This is a genomic window from Chryseobacterium sp. JAH, assembly GCF_001507335.1.
Taxonomy (GTDB): Bacteria; Bacteroidota; Bacteroidia; order Flavobacteriales; family Weeksellaceae; genus Chryseobacterium.
The window spans coordinates 309,527-330,876 of sequence record NZ_LMAH01000002.1; the positions used below are offsets into that span (position 1 = coordinate 309,527).

Annotated in this window: 15 protein-coding genes; 3 read left to right on the forward strand and 12 right to left on the reverse strand. The window is 35.9% G+C overall.

All coding sequences use genetic code 11. The annotated features are described in order from the left end of the window. Positions 1-54 precede the first annotated feature (54 nt). From dacB to AR685_RS05155, 7 genes are all read right to left on the reverse strand, one after another. Positions 55-1,524 carry a D-alanyl-D-alanine carboxypeptidase/D-alanyl-D-alanine-endopeptidase gene (gene dacB, locus AR685_RS05125; RefSeq protein ID WP_052187686.1) on the reverse strand — a complete coding sequence of 490 codons (1,470 nt, stop codon included), beginning with the start codon at positions 1,522-1,524 and terminating at the stop codon, positions 55-57. A 160-nt stretch (positions 1,525-1,684) separates the two neighbouring features. Next, the gene (gene priA, locus AR685_RS05130; protein ID WP_059123913.1) at positions 1,685-4,132 is read right to left on the reverse strand and encodes a primosomal protein N'; all 2,448 of its coding nucleotides are present in this window, start codon (positions 4,130-4,132) and stop codon (positions 1,685-1,687) included. Between the two features lie 207 nt (positions 4,133-4,339). Next, complete coding sequence (locus AR685_RS05135) at positions 4,340-5,248, reverse strand: AEC family transporter (protein WP_059123914.1); 909 nt, start codon at positions 5,246-5,248, stop codon at positions 4,340-4,342. Between the two features lie 60 nt (positions 5,249-5,308). Next, positions 5,309-7,792, reverse strand: coding sequence for a beta-mannosidase (locus AR685_RS05140; RefSeq protein WP_059123915.1), 2,484 nt, complete (start codon positions 7,790-7,792; stop codon positions 5,309-5,311). A gap of 9 nt (positions 7,793-7,801) precedes the next feature. After that, positions 7,802-8,464, reverse strand: coding sequence for a copper homeostasis protein CutC (locus AR685_RS05145; protein WP_059123916.1), 663 nt, complete (start codon positions 8,462-8,464; stop codon positions 7,802-7,804). 163 nt (positions 8,465-8,627) lie between these two features. Further along, complete coding sequence (locus tag AR685_RS05150) at positions 8,628-9,623, reverse strand: isoaspartyl peptidase/L-asparaginase family protein (RefSeq protein WP_059123917.1); 996 nt, start codon at positions 9,621-9,623, stop codon at positions 8,628-8,630. A 63-nt stretch (positions 9,624-9,686) separates the two neighbouring features. Next, complete coding sequence (locus tag AR685_RS05155) at positions 9,687-11,933, reverse strand: family 20 glycosylhydrolase (protein WP_059123918.1); 2,247 nt, start codon at positions 11,931-11,933, stop codon at positions 9,687-9,689. Between the two features lie 107 nt (positions 11,934-12,040). Here AR685_RS05155 and AR685_RS05160 point away from each other — a divergent pair, with 107 nt between their 5' ends. After that, positions 12,041-12,847: a DUF4197 domain-containing protein gene (locus AR685_RS05160; RefSeq protein WP_059124141.1), complete on the forward strand. Its 807-nt coding sequence runs from the start codon at positions 12,041-12,043 to the stop codon at positions 12,845-12,847. A 265-nt stretch (positions 12,848-13,112) separates the two neighbouring features. Here the strand turns inward: AR685_RS05160 and AR685_RS05165 are convergent, their stop codons facing one another. Further along, on the reverse strand, positions 13,113-13,766 hold the full coding sequence (locus AR685_RS05165) for a CoA transferase subunit B (RefSeq protein WP_047442767.1): 654 nt from the start codon (positions 13,764-13,766) through the stop codon (positions 13,113-13,115). A gap of 197 nt (positions 13,767-13,963) precedes the next feature. Here AR685_RS05165 and AR685_RS05170 point away from each other — a divergent pair, with 197 nt between their 5' ends. Continuing rightward, positions 13,964-14,638 (forward strand): DUF3575 domain-containing protein, encoded by a 675-nt coding sequence (locus AR685_RS05170; RefSeq protein ID WP_059123919.1) that lies wholly within the window; start codon positions 13,964-13,966, stop codon positions 14,636-14,638. 122 nt (positions 14,639-14,760) lie between these two features. Here the strand turns inward: AR685_RS05170 and AR685_RS05175 are convergent, their stop codons facing one another. Further along, on the reverse strand, positions 14,761-15,462 hold the full coding sequence (locus AR685_RS05175; protein WP_059123920.1) for a CoA transferase subunit A: 702 nt from the start codon (positions 15,460-15,462) through the stop codon (positions 14,761-14,763). Positions 15,463-15,880: 418 nt separating this feature from the next. Between AR685_RS05175 and rplS the strand changes: the two genes are divergently transcribed. Beyond that, on the forward strand, positions 15,881-16,237 hold the full coding sequence (gene rplS / locus AR685_RS05180) for a 50S ribosomal protein L19 (RefSeq protein ID WP_007846341.1): 357 nt from the start codon (positions 15,881-15,883) through the stop codon (positions 16,235-16,237). Between the two features lie 257 nt (positions 16,238-16,494). Here rplS and AR685_RS05185 read toward each other — a convergent pair whose 3' ends face one another. From AR685_RS05185 to AR685_RS05195, 3 genes are all read right to left on the reverse strand, one after another. Beyond that, complete coding sequence (locus tag AR685_RS05185; protein ID WP_082671888.1) at positions 16,495-17,490, reverse strand: alpha/beta fold hydrolase; 996 nt, start codon at positions 17,488-17,490, stop codon at positions 16,495-16,497. A gap of 137 nt (positions 17,491-17,627) precedes the next feature. Next, positions 17,628-18,608, reverse strand: coding sequence for an EamA family transporter (locus AR685_RS05190; protein ID WP_059123921.1), 981 nt, complete (start codon positions 18,606-18,608; stop codon positions 17,628-17,630). Positions 18,609-18,722: 114 nt separating this feature from the next. Further along, positions 18,723-21,320, reverse strand: coding sequence for a T9SS-dependent M36 family metallopeptidase (locus AR685_RS05195; RefSeq protein ID WP_228376391.1), 2,598 nt, complete (start codon positions 21,318-21,320; stop codon positions 18,723-18,725). Positions 21,321-21,350 lie beyond the last annotated feature (30 nt).

Genomic DNA, 21,350 nt, shown 5'->3' on the forward strand with positions numbered 1-21,350 from the left:
AAAAAAACCTTTCAATCTGAGACTAAAAGGTTTATCATATGATTTAATATTTTTCTAAAGGTCTAAAGCAGGCTGAAGAATTTTTTCAATTCTGTTTTTCACCATATCTACAGATCCTGAATAATTGTTAACTAAGATAGAAAAAACCAGCGTTCTTCCTGTATTTGTTTTCATGTAACCGGTCAATGCTTTTACTTTATTTAAAGTTCCGGTTTTAGCGAAAATCTGTCCGTTTCCTTGACCGATGAACATTCTTTTTAAAGTTCCCGTCTGTCCTGCAATCGGTAGAGAATCAAAATACGTTTTGTAGTACTTCTGATTCATCAATGATGTCAAAAACTTCACCTGAGAAATCGGAGTTACATGATTGCTTCTTGATAAGCCGCTTCCGTCCATATAATTTAAACCTTCTACATCAAAAGCGACATCTTTTAAGTGTTCGTTTACTACAATTCTTCCCGATTCTGTTGTCTGGTCGCCCATTTTCTGGAAACCAACTGTTTTTAACAAAGCTTCTGCCAATCCGTTATCACTACGCTGATTGGTATAGTACACAATATCGGAAAGTGTTGGAGATTTGTACGCAGAAATCATTTTTCTAACTTCAGGAGTTCCATCAGTCGTTTTCGGACTTACTTTTCCGGTTACACCAACTCCACTTTTCACCAAAGTAGCCCTGAAGCTATTGGCTAAAAATGCGGGTGCATCAGGAAGTTTAGTTGTTAAAATTCCATCACCATCATACTTTTCAGCATATACCATTTGATTGGCATAAGGTGAAACATAGAAATATTTTTTGTCCGAAGCTAGATTATTCCCTTTCTTAACGATCAGTTTTTCGTTCGCAGGATTGATCTCACGTGTTGTACCAACCGGCAGATAGTAATTATTGTTTTCTAGCCACACAACATTTTCCGGAAGTCTCGAAATGTTACCTTTGAAAAGCGCTGTCTGAATAATAATATCACCATTTACCTTTTTGATTCCCTCACGAGATATTCCACTCAAGAAGTCTGAAACGATTTCTTTGTAAGACCAGGCTCCCGCTTTGTTGGTCCCCAAAGATGGATCACCACTTCCTACAATGTAAAGATTTCCGTTTAAAACTCCATTCTCATCGATTTCTCCTGAATATTCTAGCTGTGTCATCCAACGGTAATTTTCTCCCAACAGATGTAAAGCAGTTTCTGTGGTCAACAATTTTGTGGTAGAAGCAGGAACAAGCGGAGTAGTTTCGTTGTACGAAGAGATTACTTTCTTCGTTTTCGGATCAAAGATTACAAATCCCCAAGTTGCATTTTTCAGCACAGGATCCGTCATCATTGTGTTTAGGTTTACGTCTACAAGTTCTTTGGGAGACAAAAAAGCTTTTTCAATCGCTGTTGCGGGAGAAGGTAAGTTTAATCCGCTTTTTTGACTGTCGAAATTAGGAGAATAAAGAACCGTAGATACAGTAGATTGAGCAAGGAAAAAACCAGTGGCCAAAACCGTAATACCTGAAATATACTTTCTGTAATTTATCATCAATTTTTTCTTTTGTTCTATTTTGGATGAGATAAAAAACGATTAGTTAAATCACTTCTTAGAGTCCAAAAACACATAATAAACGTTCAAATGTAGATATTATTGTGACAAACCAACCTATGAAAGTATGATAAAAGCATATAAAGTTTGTTAAAGAGTGTTAAAAATCCACAAAAACCTCTTTTTTAATGCTTTGATACGCAGTGATTTCGTCAAATTCTTTCAAACTTAATAATACAAGACTTTTAAATTTTTCATAGTTCTTACCTCGCGGTAGCTTCAACAAGATCTGAAACTGATACAGATTATTCAATCGAGCAATCTGCGCTCTTTCCGGACCAAGAATACAGTCTTCAGGCAAATATTTCCTTAAAATTGAACCTAAAAACTGGGAAGCACGGTTGACTTTATCATCTTTGATGTGCTTCAGCTCAATCATTATTAATTTGGTGAAAGGCGGATAATGAAATTTTTGTCTCTCGGTGAGAAAATATTTATAAATTTTCATCACATTATTCATTTTAATCAACTGAAAAACAGAATGATCCGGATTGTAGGTCTGAATTAAAACTTTCCCGTTGCCAGAAACTCTCCCCGCGCGACCTGAAACCTGGGTAATCAATTGATAGGCACGTTCCTCTGCCCTGAAATCCTGAACATATAACATAGAATCAGCCTTTGGAATGGCGACCAGTTCAATATGATCAAAATCCAGGCCCTTGGAAATCATCTGTGTTCCAACGATAATATCAGTTTCTCGATCTTCTATCTTCTCATATAATTTTTCGTAGGCAAATTTTTTCCGCATCGAATCAACATCCATCCTGTCGACTTCATTTTCAGGGAAAACCTTTGAAATCTCTTCATGAATTTGCTCTACACCCACACCTCTTTCATTCAAATTTTCGGAATGACATTTTGGGCATGCTCTCGGTTTTGAAGCTCGCTGTCCACAATAATGGCATTTCATTTCATTGGCCGCTTTGTGATAGGTTAAAACAACATCACAGTTTGAACAGTAATTAACATAACCGCAAGTCTCACATTCTATCACACTTGCATAACCACGTCTGTTATGAAGAATGATCGTTTGATTTTTTTCGTCTAATGTTTTCTTAATTTCATCAATCAGCTGCAAAGAAAAGTTACCTGAAACTTTTTTCGAATCCTGGGCTTCTTTAAAATTAATGAGTTCAAATTCAGGCAACTTCACATTCCCGAATCTTTCGTTTAAGAAAATATAGTGTAATTTTTCTTTTCTGGCCAAATAATAACTTTCCACGGAAGGTGTAGCCGAACCTAAAATCACTCTCGCATCGTAAAATCCTGCTAGAACCAAAGCTGCATCTTTCGCATTAAAAAATGGAGAAACTTCTCTCGGTCTGTACGCTGAATCATGTTCTTCATCCACGATGACCAAACCTAAATTCTGATAAGGCAGAAACAAAGCATTTCTTGTGGCAATAAGAATTTTGATATCGTTATTTTTGATTCTTCTCCAAACCTCCACTTTTTCAAAATCTGTCAATTTCTGATGATAAAAACCAAGTTGGCGTCCATATTTTTTTTCTAAACGTTGGGTGATTTGTTTGGTTAAAGAAATCTCGGGAAGTAAAAACAAAACATTTTTGCCTTCGTTTACCGATTCTTCAATTTTCTCTAAATACAAATGCGTTTTTCCAGAAGATGTAACACCGTGAATCAGAACATTTTTCTTTTCATTAAAAGCTTCATCAATTTCTGTTTTTGCTTCTTTCTGCGCCTCAGACAATTCTTCAATTTCCTCTATCTCTCCTTCATAGCTTTCGATTCTGTCTTTTTGAAGGTAGTATTCTTCCACCAGATTTTTATCTGCCAATGCTTTGAAATGCGAACTGCCAAAGTATCCGTCCTCAAATAATTCCGATTTTTTGATGTGCGCGTCAGGATTTTCAGTTTGTTTTTCAGTGATATTCAGGAAAAGTTCTTTCTGCTTTTTAGCTCTGTTGAGTTGCAAAAGAATTTCGGTCAGATTATGATTTTCCAAAACCTCATCTTTCACTTTTACATAGGCAACTTCTTTGGCTTTATATTTTTCAGCAACTTTTTCATCAATCTCAATATATTGCAAATCAATTAATGAGTTAATCGTTTTGATGATTTCCTTTTTGGGAATAAACGCTTCAATATCGGTCAGATTAATCAACTGACGAACTTCCAAGGCCTGAATGAGATACATCTCGTTGACATCCAGATTTTCAAATTCAATGACTGCGTGGGGCTTCAGCTTTAAATAGGTTTCACTTTCCAGTTTCAGAGAAGACGGAAAAGCAAAGCGGTAAATTTCGCCCAAATTGCAGAGATAATAACCAGAAAGCCAGTTCCAAAATTTGATTTGCTCCGTAGTAACAATTGGATACTCATCTAAAATGCTGATAACTTCTTTGGCAACAAAATTTTCCGGTGTCTGATCGTGAAGTTCAAAAACAATTCCTGTATAAATTTTTTTTCCACCAAACGGTACAAGGACACGCATTCCGTTTTCAATTTTGAAAGCGAGTTCTTCGGGAACTTTGTAGGTAAAAGTTCCTTTTAAATTAAGCGGCAAAATGATCTGGGCGTACTGCAAGGGAAAAATTAAAATGTAAAATTAAATGTTTCTGAAGACAACTGCAATTTTTTTGTTCGTGATATGATTTTGATTTGCTACCGAATCATTAATAGCCCTGATCGCAACGGCATCCTTTTTTGTGGCTGAAAAATCCTTGAAATACCGAAAGGAAGTGGTTACAAAAAAGATATAGTGGAGAGCAGGAAAAGCTCCTAAAAAAGTCTTTTAAAAAATAAATTCGAGAATCTGGTACCAAACCGCTGTAGTAAAAAAGCCCAGAATTATACTGAACCCAATGGTGAGATTGGTCAGTTTGGTATTGAGTCTGAATTGTTCGGCAATAATGCTGGAAGTTACAACGGTCGGCATTGCGGATTCAAAAATGGTAATTTTGGCAACGTTGCCCGTGATTCCAAATAGAAAAACCAATCCCAGACTGATTATCGGAGCCAAAATCAATTTATAAAACATAGACGCAGACATCTGTGGAATCAACTTTTTCCAGCCGTTGAATTTCAACTGCAAGCCGACGGAAAATAATGCAAGCGGACTTAAAGTTGCGGCCAGTTTGTCAAAAAGCGGTTCTGCAAAAGTAAAATCAATAAATGGAGACAAAACCAATGCAGCAATACAACCTAGGAGCGGTGGAAAGGTGATCAATCTTTTAAAAATAAACTTCGCACTCACTGCGCCTGATTTTCCGCCACCTCGAATCGCTGTGATAATTCCCAAAGTGGAAAGCGAAAAAAACATCGTCTGGTCGCAAATGATGGCGATGCTTAAAAGACTTTCCCCGTAAAATGCGCTGATTAAAGGAAAACCTATGAAAGAAGTATTGCTGTAACCGCTGACTAATTCTAAAGTACTTCGTGATCTTTCGGAATATCCTTTCGCTTTACAGTACATTTTCATAAAAACGAAGGCAAAAACTGCAGTCAGAAACGTTGCGAAAATCGGGAAAAGCATCTCCAGAGACCACTGAACTTTGGGCAAATATTTGAATGAAACAGCGGGCAATGCGAGATAAAGAATCCAAGTATTGATGCCTTTGTGAGCGTCGGGATGGATGGATTTTGTTTCTTTGAGGATCATTCCCGCAAGAATGCAGACGCCGATTAAAACAAAATTTACCATAATTCTAAAAAGTATTCTGCAAATTTAGTGATATTGCTCAAAAAAGCTTCAAGGTTAAAATTAATTCATCGTGTCCCACAAAGTCATTACCTCAACATTTTTTACAGGTTTTGACAACTTAATTCTCCTTGACGTTTTCGGCAGCAGATCAAAAAAGTTGTCAGAGAAATGGGTGTCGCCCATTAAATAAACATCTTTTGCCAGAACATCGGTGGAGATTTCGATTACTGTAGGAGATATTTTTTTGATTTTGATGTTGGATTTTGTGAGTTTTAAGTCTTTTGGTTTTGCGAAGAAATGAAGATTTTCTGCAATGATTTTTTTATTGACATCTTTTAAAATCAATTTTAAAAAAACTTCATTTTTATTGGAATATTTAATTAAATTTTTAATTTCTACATGATCGATCTTCGCGATTCCCTCCAATGTTTTTCCATTCTGAACCGTCGTTAAATCATTTAAAATTTTACCATTAAAATCAATAACCTGAATTTCTACTTTTATATCTTCAAACTTTTTTAATTCATCATTAACGGCGTAAAAGTTCAAAAAACCGTCGATTTCTTCCGTTAAAATCACCTGATTTTCAAAACTTCTTTTGACCTGATAATGCAAAGCTTTCCAATTTCCTAAATAATCAATCGACGACCACGAAATTACAGGCCAGCAATCATTCAACTGCCAATACAGCGTTCCCATATTGTAAGGTTTTGCGCGGCGGTGAGCTTCTATGGCAATCTGCATTCCACGAGCCTGAAGCAGCTGGGAAACGTAATTGTATTTCACAAAATCTTTCGGAACCACATAATCCCGCTTCATATATTCGTTGATGATATAAAAACCACGTGCATTTTTTTCGTGCGCTTTGATCGTTGAATTTTCTAAACTTAAATCTGGTTCTCCAGAAAACATGGATTTAACAGCCTCTAAACTCGGCATTCCCTGAAAACCGTATTCAGAAGCAAAGCGAGGCACTTTTTCGTTATAAATTTCAAACGGAAATTCGCCCCACCAAACACCCCAGTAATGAGAATCGCCTTCGGTTAAACTTTCTTTGTGTCCCCAACCGATTGACGGTGATGTCGGCCAGTAGATATTTTTTTCTGAGGTTAAATTTTCCTTCAAAGCATATGGTATTATCTCATGGAAAACCTTTTTATAATCTTTCCAGACCTGAAGAGAATCTTCTTTTGAATATTTGAACTGTTTCTGATAACCCCAGTTGACAATCGCTTCGTCAATTTCATTATTTCCGCACCACAAAGCGATGGACGGATGATTTTGAAGCCGGTTGACCTGATCTCTGACTTCCTCTTTTACGTTATTTAAAAAATCTTCATCTGACGGATAAAAACTTCCGGCAAACATAAAATCCTGCCACACGAGAATTCCGTTTTCATCGCAGGCCTTGTAGAATTCATCATCTTCATAAATTCCGCCACCCCAGACACGAATCATATTCATGTTGGCATCTTTGCAGTCTTTGATGAGTTTTCGATATTTTTCTTTGGTAATTCTCGGCGTAAAGCTGTCAGATGGAATCCAGTTGGTTCCTTTTGCATACATTGGTTTTCCGTTCACTTTAAAATAGAATGATTTTCCTTTTCCGTCTTTTTCCTGATTTAATTCGATGGTTCTCAATCCAATCGTCTTATCTTTTTGGTCAATAATTTGAGCATCCTTTTTCAGAGCAAATTTTAAAACATAAGTCATTGCTTTTCCCCATCCATTCGGTTGCCAGAAATGTGGATTTTCAATTTTAAATGGAACTGAAATTTTGTTTAAACCTTTTTTTAGAACAATATCATGATTTGCTTTATCCGTTGTAAAAATATATTTGCCTTCATTCTCCGCAAAAATTTCGGCATGAATTATTAAATCTGCCTTTTGCTTGGTTAAAGATTTCTGTTCGATTTTTACATTTTCAAGTTTTGCATGATTCCAGAAATTCAATTTGACATCTTTCCAGATTCCGGCAGTGACTAATCTTGGTCCCCAATCCCAACCAAACTGATATTGCGCTTTTCTTACAAAACTTCGCGGCGTTTCCGGCATGGTGAACGGAACTTCTTTGGCTAATTCTTTTCCGACATTGACTGAAGATTTAAATTTAATCTGCAACGTATTATTTCCAACTTTCAATTCATTTTTCACCGGAATTTTCCATGTTCTGAACATGTTGTTTGTTTTCTTCAGCAGTTTTCCATTCAAATAAATTTCAGAAAAAGTATCTAGTCCATGAAAAATCAAATTGGCATTTTGGTTTTTTAATTCTTCAGATGAAATTTTAAAAACCGTCTGATAATCCCAGTTTTCATTTTCTACCCACTGTACTTTTTTCTCGTTTTCATCTTTATACGGATCGGGAATTACTTTATTGTCCATCAAATCCAAATGAACGGTTCCCGGGACCGTGGCGGTAAGCCAAGAATTTTCTTTTGCATTTTTAAACTGCCACTTTTCTGGCGAAAGATTTCGCTCTGAAGATTGTGAAAATGAAACTACATAAAGTACAGTTAAAATGAATGAAATCAGATTTTTCAAAGTGAAAATTTAAATATTAGACTTTAGCTTTTTAATCTCCTCAGCATTGGCAAAAGATTCATACGGCAGCACCGCCGAAGAATGAAAATATCTCCCGTCCGTCACATTTTCCAACTCTGATATATTATTCGAACGTACTCCGCCACCGATTAAGATTTTAATATCATCACCACAATTCTCAATAAGTTTTTTTAAAATTTCTTTTCCTTCCATCGCAGAATTTTCGCCGCCGGAAGTGAGAATTTCTTTGAAACCTAATTCAATCAGTTTTTCCGTAGATTCAAAAATATTTTTAGTTCGGTCGATTGCGCGGTGAAAAACGCAGGGTTTACCGTTGGCCAGATCAACCAAGAGTCTGTTTTTTTCATAATCGATTTCCTGATTTTCATCTAGAATGCCGAAAACAAAACCATCAGCCTTCGCCTTTGAAAATTCAATAATATCTCTCTGCATCCGCATAAATTCTGAATCACTGTACATAAAACCGCCACCTACAGGGCGGATCATCACATGAATCGGTTTTGAATATTTATCTTTTAAGTATCTTAATTCTTCAAGGTCTGGAGTGATTCCTCCTGAATTGATGTCGGCACAGAATTCAATTCTGTCTGCAACGGAATTTAAGGCTATTTCAGCGGAAGTGATATCAAAAGTGGCTATTTCTAAAAACATAGTTTTGTTGGATGTTTGATGATGGGGGATGGATGTCTTTTCGAAGAGAAACGAAGAAGCAATCTTTTCGACTTGTGGAAATATGCTCAACAGATCGCTTCGTTCGGAGTGACTTTTCACTTGGCTCTTCTCACATTTTACTTTTTACCTGGCTCTTTTAAAACTATTTCAAAGCAAAATCAGGTTTTTCAAGGCGGTTTCCTTTCTGGTCGTAAACAGCAAAATTAAATCCGTCCTGAATACAGTATGAACCATATTCCCCTTTTTTATTAATGGCAATAAAGCCCACCTGAATATCTTTTAAATTTTTATTTCTTCGTTGAGTAATTTTCACAATCCTTTCAACTGCTTCTTTACAAGCCTGTTGCGGATTTCTTCCCTGTCGCATCAGTTCGACAACAAGATGAGTTCCGACTGTCCTGATGACTTCTTCACCATGACCGGTTGCCGTTGCAGCACCAACTTCATTATCGACGAACAAACCTGCACCGATAATCGGCGAATCACCTACTCTGCCATGCATTTTAAAAGCCATTCCGCTCGTTGTACACGCTCCTGAGAGATTTCCCTGAGCATCCAAAGCGATCATTCCAATCGTGTCGTGATTTTCGATGTTAACAATTGGCTTGTATTTGCTGTCTTTCAGCCACTCTTTCCATTCTTTTTCGGATTCTGCTGTGAGAATATTTTCTTTTTTAAAACCTTGTGAAATGGCAAACTGAAAAGCTCCGTCGCCTACCAACATCACGTGAGGTGTCTTTTCCATAACCATTCTCGCTACAGAAATCGGATTTTTAATATTTTCCAAGCACGCTACCGAACCGATGTTGTAATTTTCATCCATAATGCAGGCATCCAGCGTCACTCTTCCGTCTCTGTCGGGGCGTCCGCCGTAGCCAACACTTCTTTCGTTCGGGTCATTTTCAACCAAACGCACGCCTTTTTCAACCGCATCCAAAGCTCTTCCACCTTTTCCTAAAATCTTCCACGCTTCTTTGTTGGCTTTTAAACCAAAATCCCAGGTTGAAAGAACGATGGGTTTACTGACCAACGTATTTTCATTTTCAGGAAGTTCTTTAGCTATTAAATCTAATGGATTCAGCAACAATGCGGATGATAATAGACCTGTTGTCTTTAAAAATTTTCTTCTTGAATTCATATTTTTAGGTTGAGGCTTTTAAGGTTAATCTTGAATAGTAAATTTTAAATCTTGAATCTTGAATCATTTTGCTCCGATTTCATCGACAAAAAGCCATGCTTTTGAATCTGCTCCGGGATTTCCTGCGGGAATAATTCCTGCGTTTTCTATTTTTACTTTTATAAATTTTGCTTGTTGACTTCCGAATTTAAGACTGATTTTTCCTTTTGCTGAAAGAATATCCGCTTTCCCTATCTCTTTGATGGCTTTGAAAGTTTTGCCGTCATCCGATATGGAAACAGCCGCTGATTTTGCCAGATGAATCCAGCTTCCTTTATTGTCTAATGTATTGAAATAAACTTCCGAGAAATTTGTTTTCTCGCCTAAATCAATCGTTGCCACAACATCATTTCCCTGAAAACCAAGCCATGTTTTTCCTAATTGTTTTACATTTCCGATAATTCCGTCAACCAACGTAAAAGCACCGCCGAAAGAATAATTTTCACTCGGCTGATTCTCCAAAGCGATTTTTTTTCCTGTCGTTTTTGAGGTAGAAAAATTCTGAGAAGAAACCGCAGATTTTAATTCATCATTTTCAAAATAAGCAGATTTAATGGTCATCGCTTTTGAAACCGGAATCGGATTCTGATAGCTTGAAGAACTTGATGTTGGCTCACTTCCATCTGTCGTAAATTTAATTCCGCTTGGATTTTGTGAAGTTGAAAGTTCGTAAGAAACACCTTTGCTATCAGGAATTACCTTTCCTGAAATGTTGTAAATACTTTTTGCATAGTTGATGTTCATTTTATCTAAAATCTTAAAATGCTCCACCACTCTGTTTTCAAATTCCTTGTAATTTTCCAACTTAGAAGTTCCCCAACCAACTTCGGAAAGTGCAAATAATCTTGGGAAAATCATGTATTGAACCTGCTTGAAATCTAAAATATATTCCGTCCATAAATTTGCCTGAACTCCCAAAATGTATTTCGACTGCTCCGCATTCAACTCAACAGGAATCGGATTGTAAGAATACACTTTATCTAAAGGCGTAAAACCTCCGAACGCATTCGGTTCGGTCTGAGGATCGCCCTGATAATGATCAAAATAACAATATGCTCCCGGTGTCATCACTGCAAAATGATTGGTTTTTGCGGCTTCAATTCCTCCCTTAATGCCTGTCCAGCTCATCACCGCAGCATTTGGTGCCAGTCCACCTTCCAGAATCTCGTCCCAGCCGATGATTTTTCGACCCTTTGAGTTGACATATTTTTCAATTCTCTGGATGAAATAACTTTGTAAGCCGTGCTCATCTTTAAGATTGTGTTTTTTAATTAAAGCCTGACAGTGTGCACATTCCTTCCATCTTGTTTTCGGACATTCGTCACCACCGATGTGAATATATTGCGAAGGAAAAAGCTGAATCACTTCATCCAAAACATTTTCCAAAAAAGTAAACGTTTCATCTTTCGGACAGAAAACATCATCAAAAACGCCCCATTTTGTCGCTGATTCGAAAGGTCCTTTGGTACAAGCCAGTTCAGGATACGCAGAAAGAGCGGCAAGAGCGTGACCAGGCATTTCAATTTCAGGAACGACCGTAATGTGTCGGTCCTGAGCGTATTTTACGACATCTTTAATTTGCTCCTGAGTATAAAAATAGGGACCGTAAGGTTTTCCGTCAAAAGTATCATCAACGTAAGCTCCAATCATCGATTCTTTACGTTTTGAACCGACTTGAGTAAGTTTCGGATATTTTTTAATTTCAATTCTCCAGCCCTGATCGTCGGTTAAGTGCCAGTGAAATGTATTCAATTTATACATGGCCAGATAATCGATGTATTGCTTTACTTCTTCTACAGTAAAGAAATGTCGGCAAACATCAAGGTGCATTCCGCGCCAGGCGAATTTGGGTTGATCTTCGATTTTTAGTGCAGGAATTTTGCTGTTTTGAGAAGTTTGAATAAGTTGAAGTAAAGTTTGAATACCCTGAAATAATCCTGATCTATCTTTTCCTGTGACAGAAATAAAATCTGCTACTATTTGAATTTCGTATTCATTATTTAATTCTTTTTTAAGATTTAAAAAAATGACATTAGTTCCACTTTTTTGATTGTTTTTTGATAAATCAAAACCTTTAATTTTATTTAGAGATTTTAAAAAAAATTGGTATTCAAAAGATTTTTCATCACCTTTTACAGCCGTGTCAAAATTTAATGAAAATTCTCCTTTGTGATACTCCACTTTTTGAGGATAAGGAATTAAATTCAGTTTGTTCTGAGAAAAAAATAAACTTGAAAATAAAAAAGGTAAGATCAGTAAAAAACGATGCATTTTTTGGTGGAATTAGATTTTAGCGAATATAATTCTTTTCTGAAAAATTCAGTCTATCATTTAACTATTTCAGCTTCGAAACATCTAATTTTGTATAAAATTAAATGATGAAAAAAACTTTTCTTTTGGCTGCCGGATTATTATTTTCGGTTTCTGCGCAGGCACAGATTTTAGATATAATTAAATCTACAGTTAAAAATCAAACAGGCGTTGATCTGAATAATCCTAAAACGACGACAAGTACGCCTACAACAACTCAGCAAACACCAACAAAAAACAATTCTTCAGTCAATTTGGGAAGTCTGACTTCAACCCAAATCTCATCAGGTTTAAAAGAAGCTCTAAATTTAGGAGTTACTGAAGGTGTGAAAAAACTGGGCGTTACTGATGGTTTCCTAAAAAATGAAGCTGTGAAAATTTTAATGCCCGAAAAATTAAGAGTTATCGATACCAAACTCCGCGCTATCGGACTAGGAAGTTTAGCTGATCAGGGCGTGAAATTATTGAACAGAGCTGCCGAAGATGCAGTTACACAATCTGCTCCGATTTTCACAAAAGCCATTACCTCAATGACAATTACCGATGCTAAAAATATTTTGTTGGGAGGTGATAATTCTGCGACAAACTATTTACAGAGTAAAACTCAATCTCAATTATTTACTGCTTTCCAGCCTAAAGTAAAGGCTTCTTTAGGGAAAGTCGGCGCAGATAAAGTCTGGACTCAATTAATTTCAAAATATAATACCTTAACTGGAAATGCTGTTTCCACTGATCTTAATGAATACGTTACCAACGAAACCATTAACGGTGTTTTTAAAATGGTAGCGGAGAAGGAAAGTGGCATCAGAAATAATTCGGTAATGAGAACGACGAGTATTTTGCAGAAAGTTTTTGGAGCGCAGGATGGTAAGTAGTTCTTTTGTCTTGAAACAAAAGAACCAAAAATTCAAGACTTGGAAACTTCAACTAAAAATCTTCAGTAATTCCTAAAAAATCTAAACTTGCGCAGATTCAAAATTGATTTTATTAAGATTAAGACCACCTGCGCTTCGAACAATAGATTTTTCTTAACGGAATTTCTAAAGATTTTTTTAACGCCTCAGTTTCCTATGTCGATTTAATTGAAATAAATATTTACAATAAAAAAACCTTGTCAGTGTGACAAGGTTTTTGCTTTATTTAGAATTGCATTTCCGGAATTTCTCCTTCGATGATTAAATCTGCTTCTGTAGATTTTATAATATGTTCTACCGAAACTCCGGGAGCCCTTTCAACAAGCTTGAATCCGGCTGGAGTTACATCTAAAACAGCTAACTCTGTTACCACTTTCTTAACGCAGTTGATTCCGGTTAAAGGAAGTGTACATTTTTTCAGGATTTTACTTTCTCCGGCTTTGTTGACGTGCATCATCGCTACAATAATATTCTCTGCGGAAGCGACCAAATCCATTGCTCCGCCCATTCCTTTAACCATTTTTCCGGGAATTTTCCAATTTGCAATGTCACCTTTTTCTGAAACTTCCATTGCACCAAGAATCGTCAAATCTACTTTTTGACTTCTTATCATCCCGAAACTAAATGCAGAATCGAAAAAAGAACCACCTTCTAAAATAGTAATCGTCTGCTTTCCGGCATTGATAACATCGGCGTCTTCTTCGCCCTCAAAGGGAAAAGGTCCCATTCCTAAAACTCCATTTTCGCTTTGAAACTCTACCGAAAGATTGTCGGGAACATAATTGGCCACCAATGTTGGGATCCCGATTCCTAAGTTTACATAATATCCGTCTTTTACTTCTTTTGAAATTCTCTTTGCAATTTGTTCTTTCGTTAGCATAACATAATCTTATCCCGCCAAATTAGCCATTTTTTCAGAATTATGAAATTTTTTCTTTTTTAAGTTTATCATAAATTTTATCGGTCGATTTTTTAATCTGTGGGTTTAATCCCTTAGAAATGAAATTTTTATTACATTAGGCTTTTATTTAAACCTAGTAAAAAAACAATAATACCTATTAAAACTACTTATAGAAGATGAAAGGAATACTATCTGTTATCATTTTGATGTTCTCAACTATCATTTTTGCACAGGAATTAAAAGATAGTAAATGGATATTAAAGTTAAATGCTGCGCAATTAGTTGATGTAGTCTCCTATCCCACTTTACAAATTTCAGCTGAGAGAAAAATAAATCCCTACTTCAGTGTCAATGCCGAATTTGGATACCAACTGTATGATTTTAATAAAGCAGATACAATCTTGTTAAAATCTAAAGGTTTTAAAGTAAATCTTGAAGGTCGTCTGTACTTATTTAAGTTACTTAAATCCAGAACTCAATCTAAAACAAGCGAATTATATGTCGGACTACAACTTTTCCATCGGAAAAACCAAGATACCTATAATTTAAAATTTATATCAAGTGACAACAACACTTTATACAGTGATGATTTTGGAGCAAAGAAGACAGCACATGGTTTTAATATTATTATAGGTAATCAAATTTCAGTATCAAAAAAACTTGTTTTGGAACCTTTTATCGGTATTGGTTCGCTTTATATCAAAACCCGAAATAGTGATTTGGAATATGATGAGGCAAAGCATGTGATTGACATCGATGGATTAAGTAGTATAAACTCGAGATTAGAAAGTAATACGGGTAACTTCACTAATTTCTGTTGGGGTTTCAGAATTGGTTACAGATTGCAGTGAGACTTGATGATAAAAGTTTTCGTGATTGCGGATAAAGATTCTTCTGTATGCTTTGAACTGAAGAAAAAAATACCCCGAAAGTTGATTTCGGGGCATTATTTTTTAAGAAACTGATTAGAAAATTACTCTTTTATTCTAACCGTTCGTTGCTCAATTCTTTTTTCAAATTTTTCGCCCTGGAAAATTCTCTGGATCATAATTCCGGGAATGTGAATCTGGTTGGGATCTAATTCGCCAGGTGCTACCAGCTCCTCTACTTCGGCGATGGTAATTTTTCCCGCTCCAGCCATAGGATGGTTGAAATTACGGGCTGAACCTTTGAAAATTAAATTTCCTGCATGGTCACCTTTCCATGCTTTTACGATGGAATAATCTGCGTCGTAGGCATGCTCTAAAATATGAGGTTTGCCGTTAAAATCTTTTACTTCCTTCCCTTCTGCAACCTCAGTTCCAAAACCTGCGGGTGTGTAGAATGCGGGAATTCCTGCCTGGGCGGCTCTGCATTTTTCTGCTAAAGTTCCCTGTGGAGTCAATTCAACTTCGAGCTCGCCCGATAACATCTGTCTTTCAAATTCTGCGTTTTCGCCCACGTAAGATGAAATCATTTTTTTGATCTGTCTTTTGTGAAGCAATAATCCCAATCCGAAATCGTCTACTCCGGCGTTGTTTGAAATGCAGGTTAAATCTTTTACGTCGCTTTCCACCAATGCATTAATTGAATTTTCAGGAATTCCACACAATCCAAAACCGCCCAACATTAAAGTCATTCCGTCTTTGACTCCTTCTATCGCTTCATTAGCATTTTTTACTCTCTTATCTATCATTGTACTGCTTAAAATTTGTGGTCTTAAATTACAATTTTTTTGTGAATTTTCTCAATTTTGTAATCTTTTGATTTGAAAGGCTGTATTTTGCGTGAGGGATGGAAGCGACATCCTTTTTGGGAGTTGCGGCGGCAAAGCCGCCGCAACTCCCAAAAAGATACAGCGGACAGCCCGACCTGAGTGAGGAAATGGAGCGCAGCGGAATGACAGAGTGAAGGACACGCCATGACTGGTTGGAGAGTTGAGGGTTGGAGGGGTTTTCTTTAATAAAGATAGGTTATATGATTGAAATAAATTAAAAATTGTTTTATAAAGTGTTGGCTAACAGAAAAATTTATTTTATTTTTGCAGTCTGTTATTCAACCTCTGACGAAGTCCGTGTAAGTTGCTTAGCGTAACACATTTTATTTTATTAATAATGGATTTATTAAAGTACGTACAAGACAAGTACATTACAAAAAAAGAATTCCCTGAATTCAAAGCTGGTGATACAATCACTGTGTATTACGAGATTAAGGAAGGTCAAAAAACTAGAACTCAGTTCTTCAAAGGAACTGTAATCCAATTGAGAGGAACAGGTTCTACAAAGACTTTTACAATCAGAAAAATGAGTGGTGATGTAGGTGTTGAGAGAGTTTTCCCTATCAACATGCCAGCTCTTCAAAAAATCGAAGTTGACAGAAGAGGTAAAGTTAGAAGATCTAGAATTTACTACTTCAGAGACCTTAGAGGTAAAAAAGCGAGAATTAAAGACGCTGCTTACAAGAAGAAATAATTCAGACAACAACACATACGAAAAGAGACTGCTAATTTTAGCGGTCTCTTTTTATTTTGAAGAATATTTTTTTCAAGAAGCTATTTCCCGCTTTCCGTTGCAATCTTTTTTTTGCAAAAAAGGATTTCCACTGCAATCGGGGCTAAGAAAAGAAAACATTCAAAACCAACCCCGGCAAAAATTCTTTGAATCTTTGCCACCCTTAATTTTTAAAGTTTATTCTCAATTTTGTAACCTTCCCGCATCCACCTTCTATCCTACTTAATAAAGTCGTATAGAGCATTCCAGAATTTGTCGTAAACTTCAATATGAGGAAGATGTCCTACGTTTTCTAATTCGACAAGTTTTGAGCCTGCAATTTGTCGCTGTGTTTTCTTTCCCAGCTCCTGATACTGCCCCATGGTTGGCTGAATTTCCTTTGGAGCACGATCCTTACCAATAGCAGTTCGGTCTCTTGTTCCGATAATCAGTAACGTTGGTGTTTTGATGTTCTTGAATTCATAAACAACAGGCTGGTTGAAAATAATATCACTGGTCAAAGCTGCATTCCAAGCGACTTGCGGGTAGTCTTTGTGTAAAGTCCAGCCTGCTATTAAATCTAGCCATGGTTGATATTCTGATTTCCATTTGTTGTCATAATAGAATTTAAGCTGATAATTTTTATAAGATTCTGCTGTGTTTTTTAATTCTGATTGATAAGCTTCGTCAACTGTTTGATACTTTGCCAACGCTTTATAATCTTCCAAACCGATTGGGTTTTCGAGAACTAATTTTTCAACGGTTTCGGGATACATTAAAGTGAATCTTGTAGCGACCATCCCTCCCATGGAATGTCCGAGAACAATGATTTTATCTATTTTTAAATCATCTAAAACTGCTTTGGTATTACTTGCTAACTGCGCAAATGAAAACTGATAACTTTGAGGTTTCGAAGATTTCCCAAAGCCAATCTGATCAGGAATGATTACCCTGAAACCTTTAGCTGATAAATCTTTTGCCGTTTGTTCCCAGTACGCACCATTAAAGTTTTTCCCATGAAGAAGCATAACGGTTTTCCCGTTCAATTTTTGGGGTTTCACATCCATATACGCCATTTTCAGATTCTGTTTTTGAGAATTCAAATCTTTAAAATAAACTTCAAAAGGATATTGGTAATTTGAAAGCGTCGCGTCTAAAGGTTTTATTTGAGAAAACCCAGAAACTGATGCTAATGAAAACAACATGACAACGGCAACATTTTTAAAATATTTCATGAAAAATCGATTTTAGATCTAATTTAAAAAAAACGCTTCAAAAGAAACGGTTTTTGGTATTATTTATCATTTAATTATGAATATCTGCCCCTATTATATACTTACTGATATCGTAAACATAGCAGTAGATTATAATTTTAAAAGAGTTGTTCTGCAGGTTTTTCTTTTTTTGCAGGTAAATTCATCAAAACAATTGCAAAAAGAATTAAAATGATTCCAATCCATTGAATGAGGATTACTTTTTCGCTTAGTAAAACGAATGCCATTGTTACAGAAACCGGAAGTTCCAATGATGAAATAATACTTCCTAATCCCAAGCCAGTATTTGGAAAGCCTAGATTAAATAAAATTGGTGGAATAATCGTTCCGAAAAGTGCCAAAATGAATCCATATTTCCAAAAAATAGAGTAATCAAATGGTCGAATATGCTGTGTGTTTTCTGTGAAATTTAGATAAAATGATTTTAAACCCTCAAAATGAAGAGGCCCGATTTGTGCAAAAAATAAAAATAGAAGGATAACAACCGCACCGCCAGAAAGCATGATTATGCTTTTTCTAAGAACTGGCAAACCTGTTACTAATGTATTTGAGGTGAACATCGTCATCGTAAATGAAGCTGCTGCCAACAACCCCCAAAAGATACCGTGCCAGTCAATTTTCACATCAAGATTGATCAGATTGGTTGCGAGGACTGTTCCTAATAAAACAATACCAACAGAAATAACTTTTCTGAGCGTTGGTAATTTTTTAGTTACAAAACTTTCTACTACAACGCTAAACCAAACAGACTGCATCAAAAGTACAATCGCAATAGAAACATTAATATATTGAACTGACAAATAGTAAAATAAACTCGTACATCCCAAAGATGTACCTGCCAACATCAGTATTCTAAAGTCTTTTGCACTCGGTGATGCTAATTTTTTTTTCGACGTAATGGTTTGAATGAAATTTAAAATTAGTAACCCAATAAATCCCATCACAAATTGCGCGCTTGTCACCTCAGAAGTTGTAAAACCTTCATTATATGACATCTTCACAAAAGTTGCCAACATCCCATAAATACTAGCACCAATCCCAACAAACAACACTCCCTTTAAAATATTCTTCTTCTCCATATCACTTTTACAGCCGGCAAAGATACAATATAAAGCGTAGTTATATAAAACTCTATTTAAAATAAAATCACCCCAGAAAATTCTGGGGTGATAGATTATAGAAAATTCTTAGTTCTATTTTTTGATCAAAAGTTTTGATGTCGCATCAATACCAAGACCATTCACTTTTACTAAATAAGTTCCGTTCACAAGATTACTTGTAGAAATTGCTTTTTTAGAATCAGGAGAAACTTTATTTTCTGTAGAAACTAATTTCCCTGACATATCATAAATTTCAACATTTACTTTTCCTAAAGTATTTTTTGGGAAGTTGATGAAGAATTCATTTTTAGCAGGATTTGGATAAATTGAAATAGCATTATCTTTTACTGAGGTAGTTTCGTTAGTAGATAGTACACAATCGGCAGGAACTGCGAAACTTTCAACTTGATCATTGATATCTGTTTTAACTCCAGCAGAAGCGCCTGACCCTAAGCCTCTTTTTGCAAAAGCTCTCCAGATCATACATCTGTCTGCCCCTGCTGTTGTCGCCAATTCTGCAGCCAAAATAGCATCTCTACCGTTAACAAATGTTGGGTTGCATACTTGAAGTTTAAGAGCGTTTGTTACTAATTGCAAAACACGTGCACTACCACTAGTAGTATTCGCAGTAACATCAGATGCATAACCATATTTAGTTACATAATCCCAATGAAGATCCCAAAGCATTGTTGCCCATACAAAACCGATTGAATGAACATCTGGAACGAAAAATAGTCCTTGTCCATCCGGATCGTACTCCATACCGTTAGTATCACCATACGTAAAATCATTTACCGCGAAATCTGGAGTATATTTAGCCGGTCTAATTCCACCTCCCGTTACTAATTGACCGGCCGGATAAGTCCCTATACCTCTTGCAACAGTTGCATTATCCCCAGGTTTATTTGTAAGCATCAAAGCAAAGAAATCGGACCAACCTTCTCCCATTTGTTCGTAACTACTATCTGTAGATAAACAAGTAAAGCCATTCCCAGTATTTCTATTTGATATTCCATGTCCATATTCATGAGTTACAATACCGTTGTCAAAACTTCCGTCGTATCTAACATCTCTTTTCAAAGTAACATTAACTGCTGTATTGGCAGCTAATTTAGCTTTGATAAAATCTCCTTCAGCAGTATCTACAATAACAGAAGGTATTGTAATTGTAGCATCAACACCAGTCATTCCTCCTACTGCAGCAGCTCCAGCATTATTATATATAATAACAGCCTTAGCACCTGCCGTTTGTGCATTTTTCACCTTTATTGTAAAAGCACAAGTCCCTCTTTCGATAAGTGTAATCATATTAGTCATCGATCCTGCAGGTAAAGCAGTACAAGCATCAAGAACTAACGAAAGTTTTACATCACCCGTTACTCCTACATCATCTAATTGAGCACCGAAATCAGCTGTTCCAGCTACAGGAGTTCTAGGAACTGCATCGGTAGGTGCATTATAGAAAAAACGTCTATTAGAAGCTTGCCACAGATACATCTGCATTCTTGGTTTAGATCCATCGCTAGGTGTAGAGAAATTCGCATTATTATAGGAACCTCTATCCTGTGATTCCGCATTTACAGCATCATTACCAAGACCTGGGTTTCCAAAATTACTTTGCTGAAAATTTCTAGCAGCTTCATTAAATCCAAATTTGTAAAATATATCGTGTATTTTATTGCTTATGTAAAACAAATTAGTGGTAGATGCATTAAGACTATTAAATGGAGTTTGTGTCGCATCATAAGGAAAATTAAAATTTCTTGTAGCTCCACCATCAGGAGACGCACCAGCAATATTATTAAAATCTCTATCTTCGTAAGCGTATACATTATTTCCCCTTGTAATAGTAAAGTGAGTTGTTCCGTCATAATGCCATCCTTCTGGCGACGATGCAAGAATCCATGGATTGTTTACGATACTTCTAGATCCAAAAGTAGGAGCTTCAATAGGTAATGCAAAAATATTATATGAAGCGTTGTCTGGAACTAACAAAGAAAAATTATTATTTTGAGCTTCAAATTGAGGACCAACGAATAGAGTCTCTTTGTAATTAGTGTGATCATGCGAATAAGCACCGTCAGCAAAAGTACATGATAAGTTCAAATTTACTTTACTGATTATAGCACCTGTATGAGCATCAATGAGGTAGTTCCAAAAGTGTGGAGATTTTGGTTCTTGAACATTATATTCATATGCTAATTTTAAAGTAGATTTATCATTAGCATACACTAATCTTTGTTTTGCTGCTTTACCATCATTAGGTTCAACATCTGAAAAATCCAGAATAAGGTAAGAATTTATTTCATCTATTCCTAAATCTGAAGCAATCTTAGAAAGTGCTCCCGCTTTATTAATAGAAGGAGTATTGTTATTAGCTGAGCTATAGTCTTTTACCAAACCATCACTATAATATGTAATCTTCCTGTCTTTAATAAGAACAGTACCTACAGCATTATAAATAGGAAATCCATTGTAAGTTTGCTGAAATTTCACAACGTCCCCATTCAAAGACTTTGATGGATCAACGTTATCAATTGTAAAATTCATCAAATCAGACTTTTTATAATCTCTGAGATGATTTGTTTGAATATAATTATTAATTAAACTTTGATTATCTTGAGCTGCAAGCTTTGAAGATGGAAAAATTGCAAATACTGCAAATAAAAGAGGTAGAGTTATCTTTTTCATATTGATTATTAAAGCTCCAAATTTACAAAT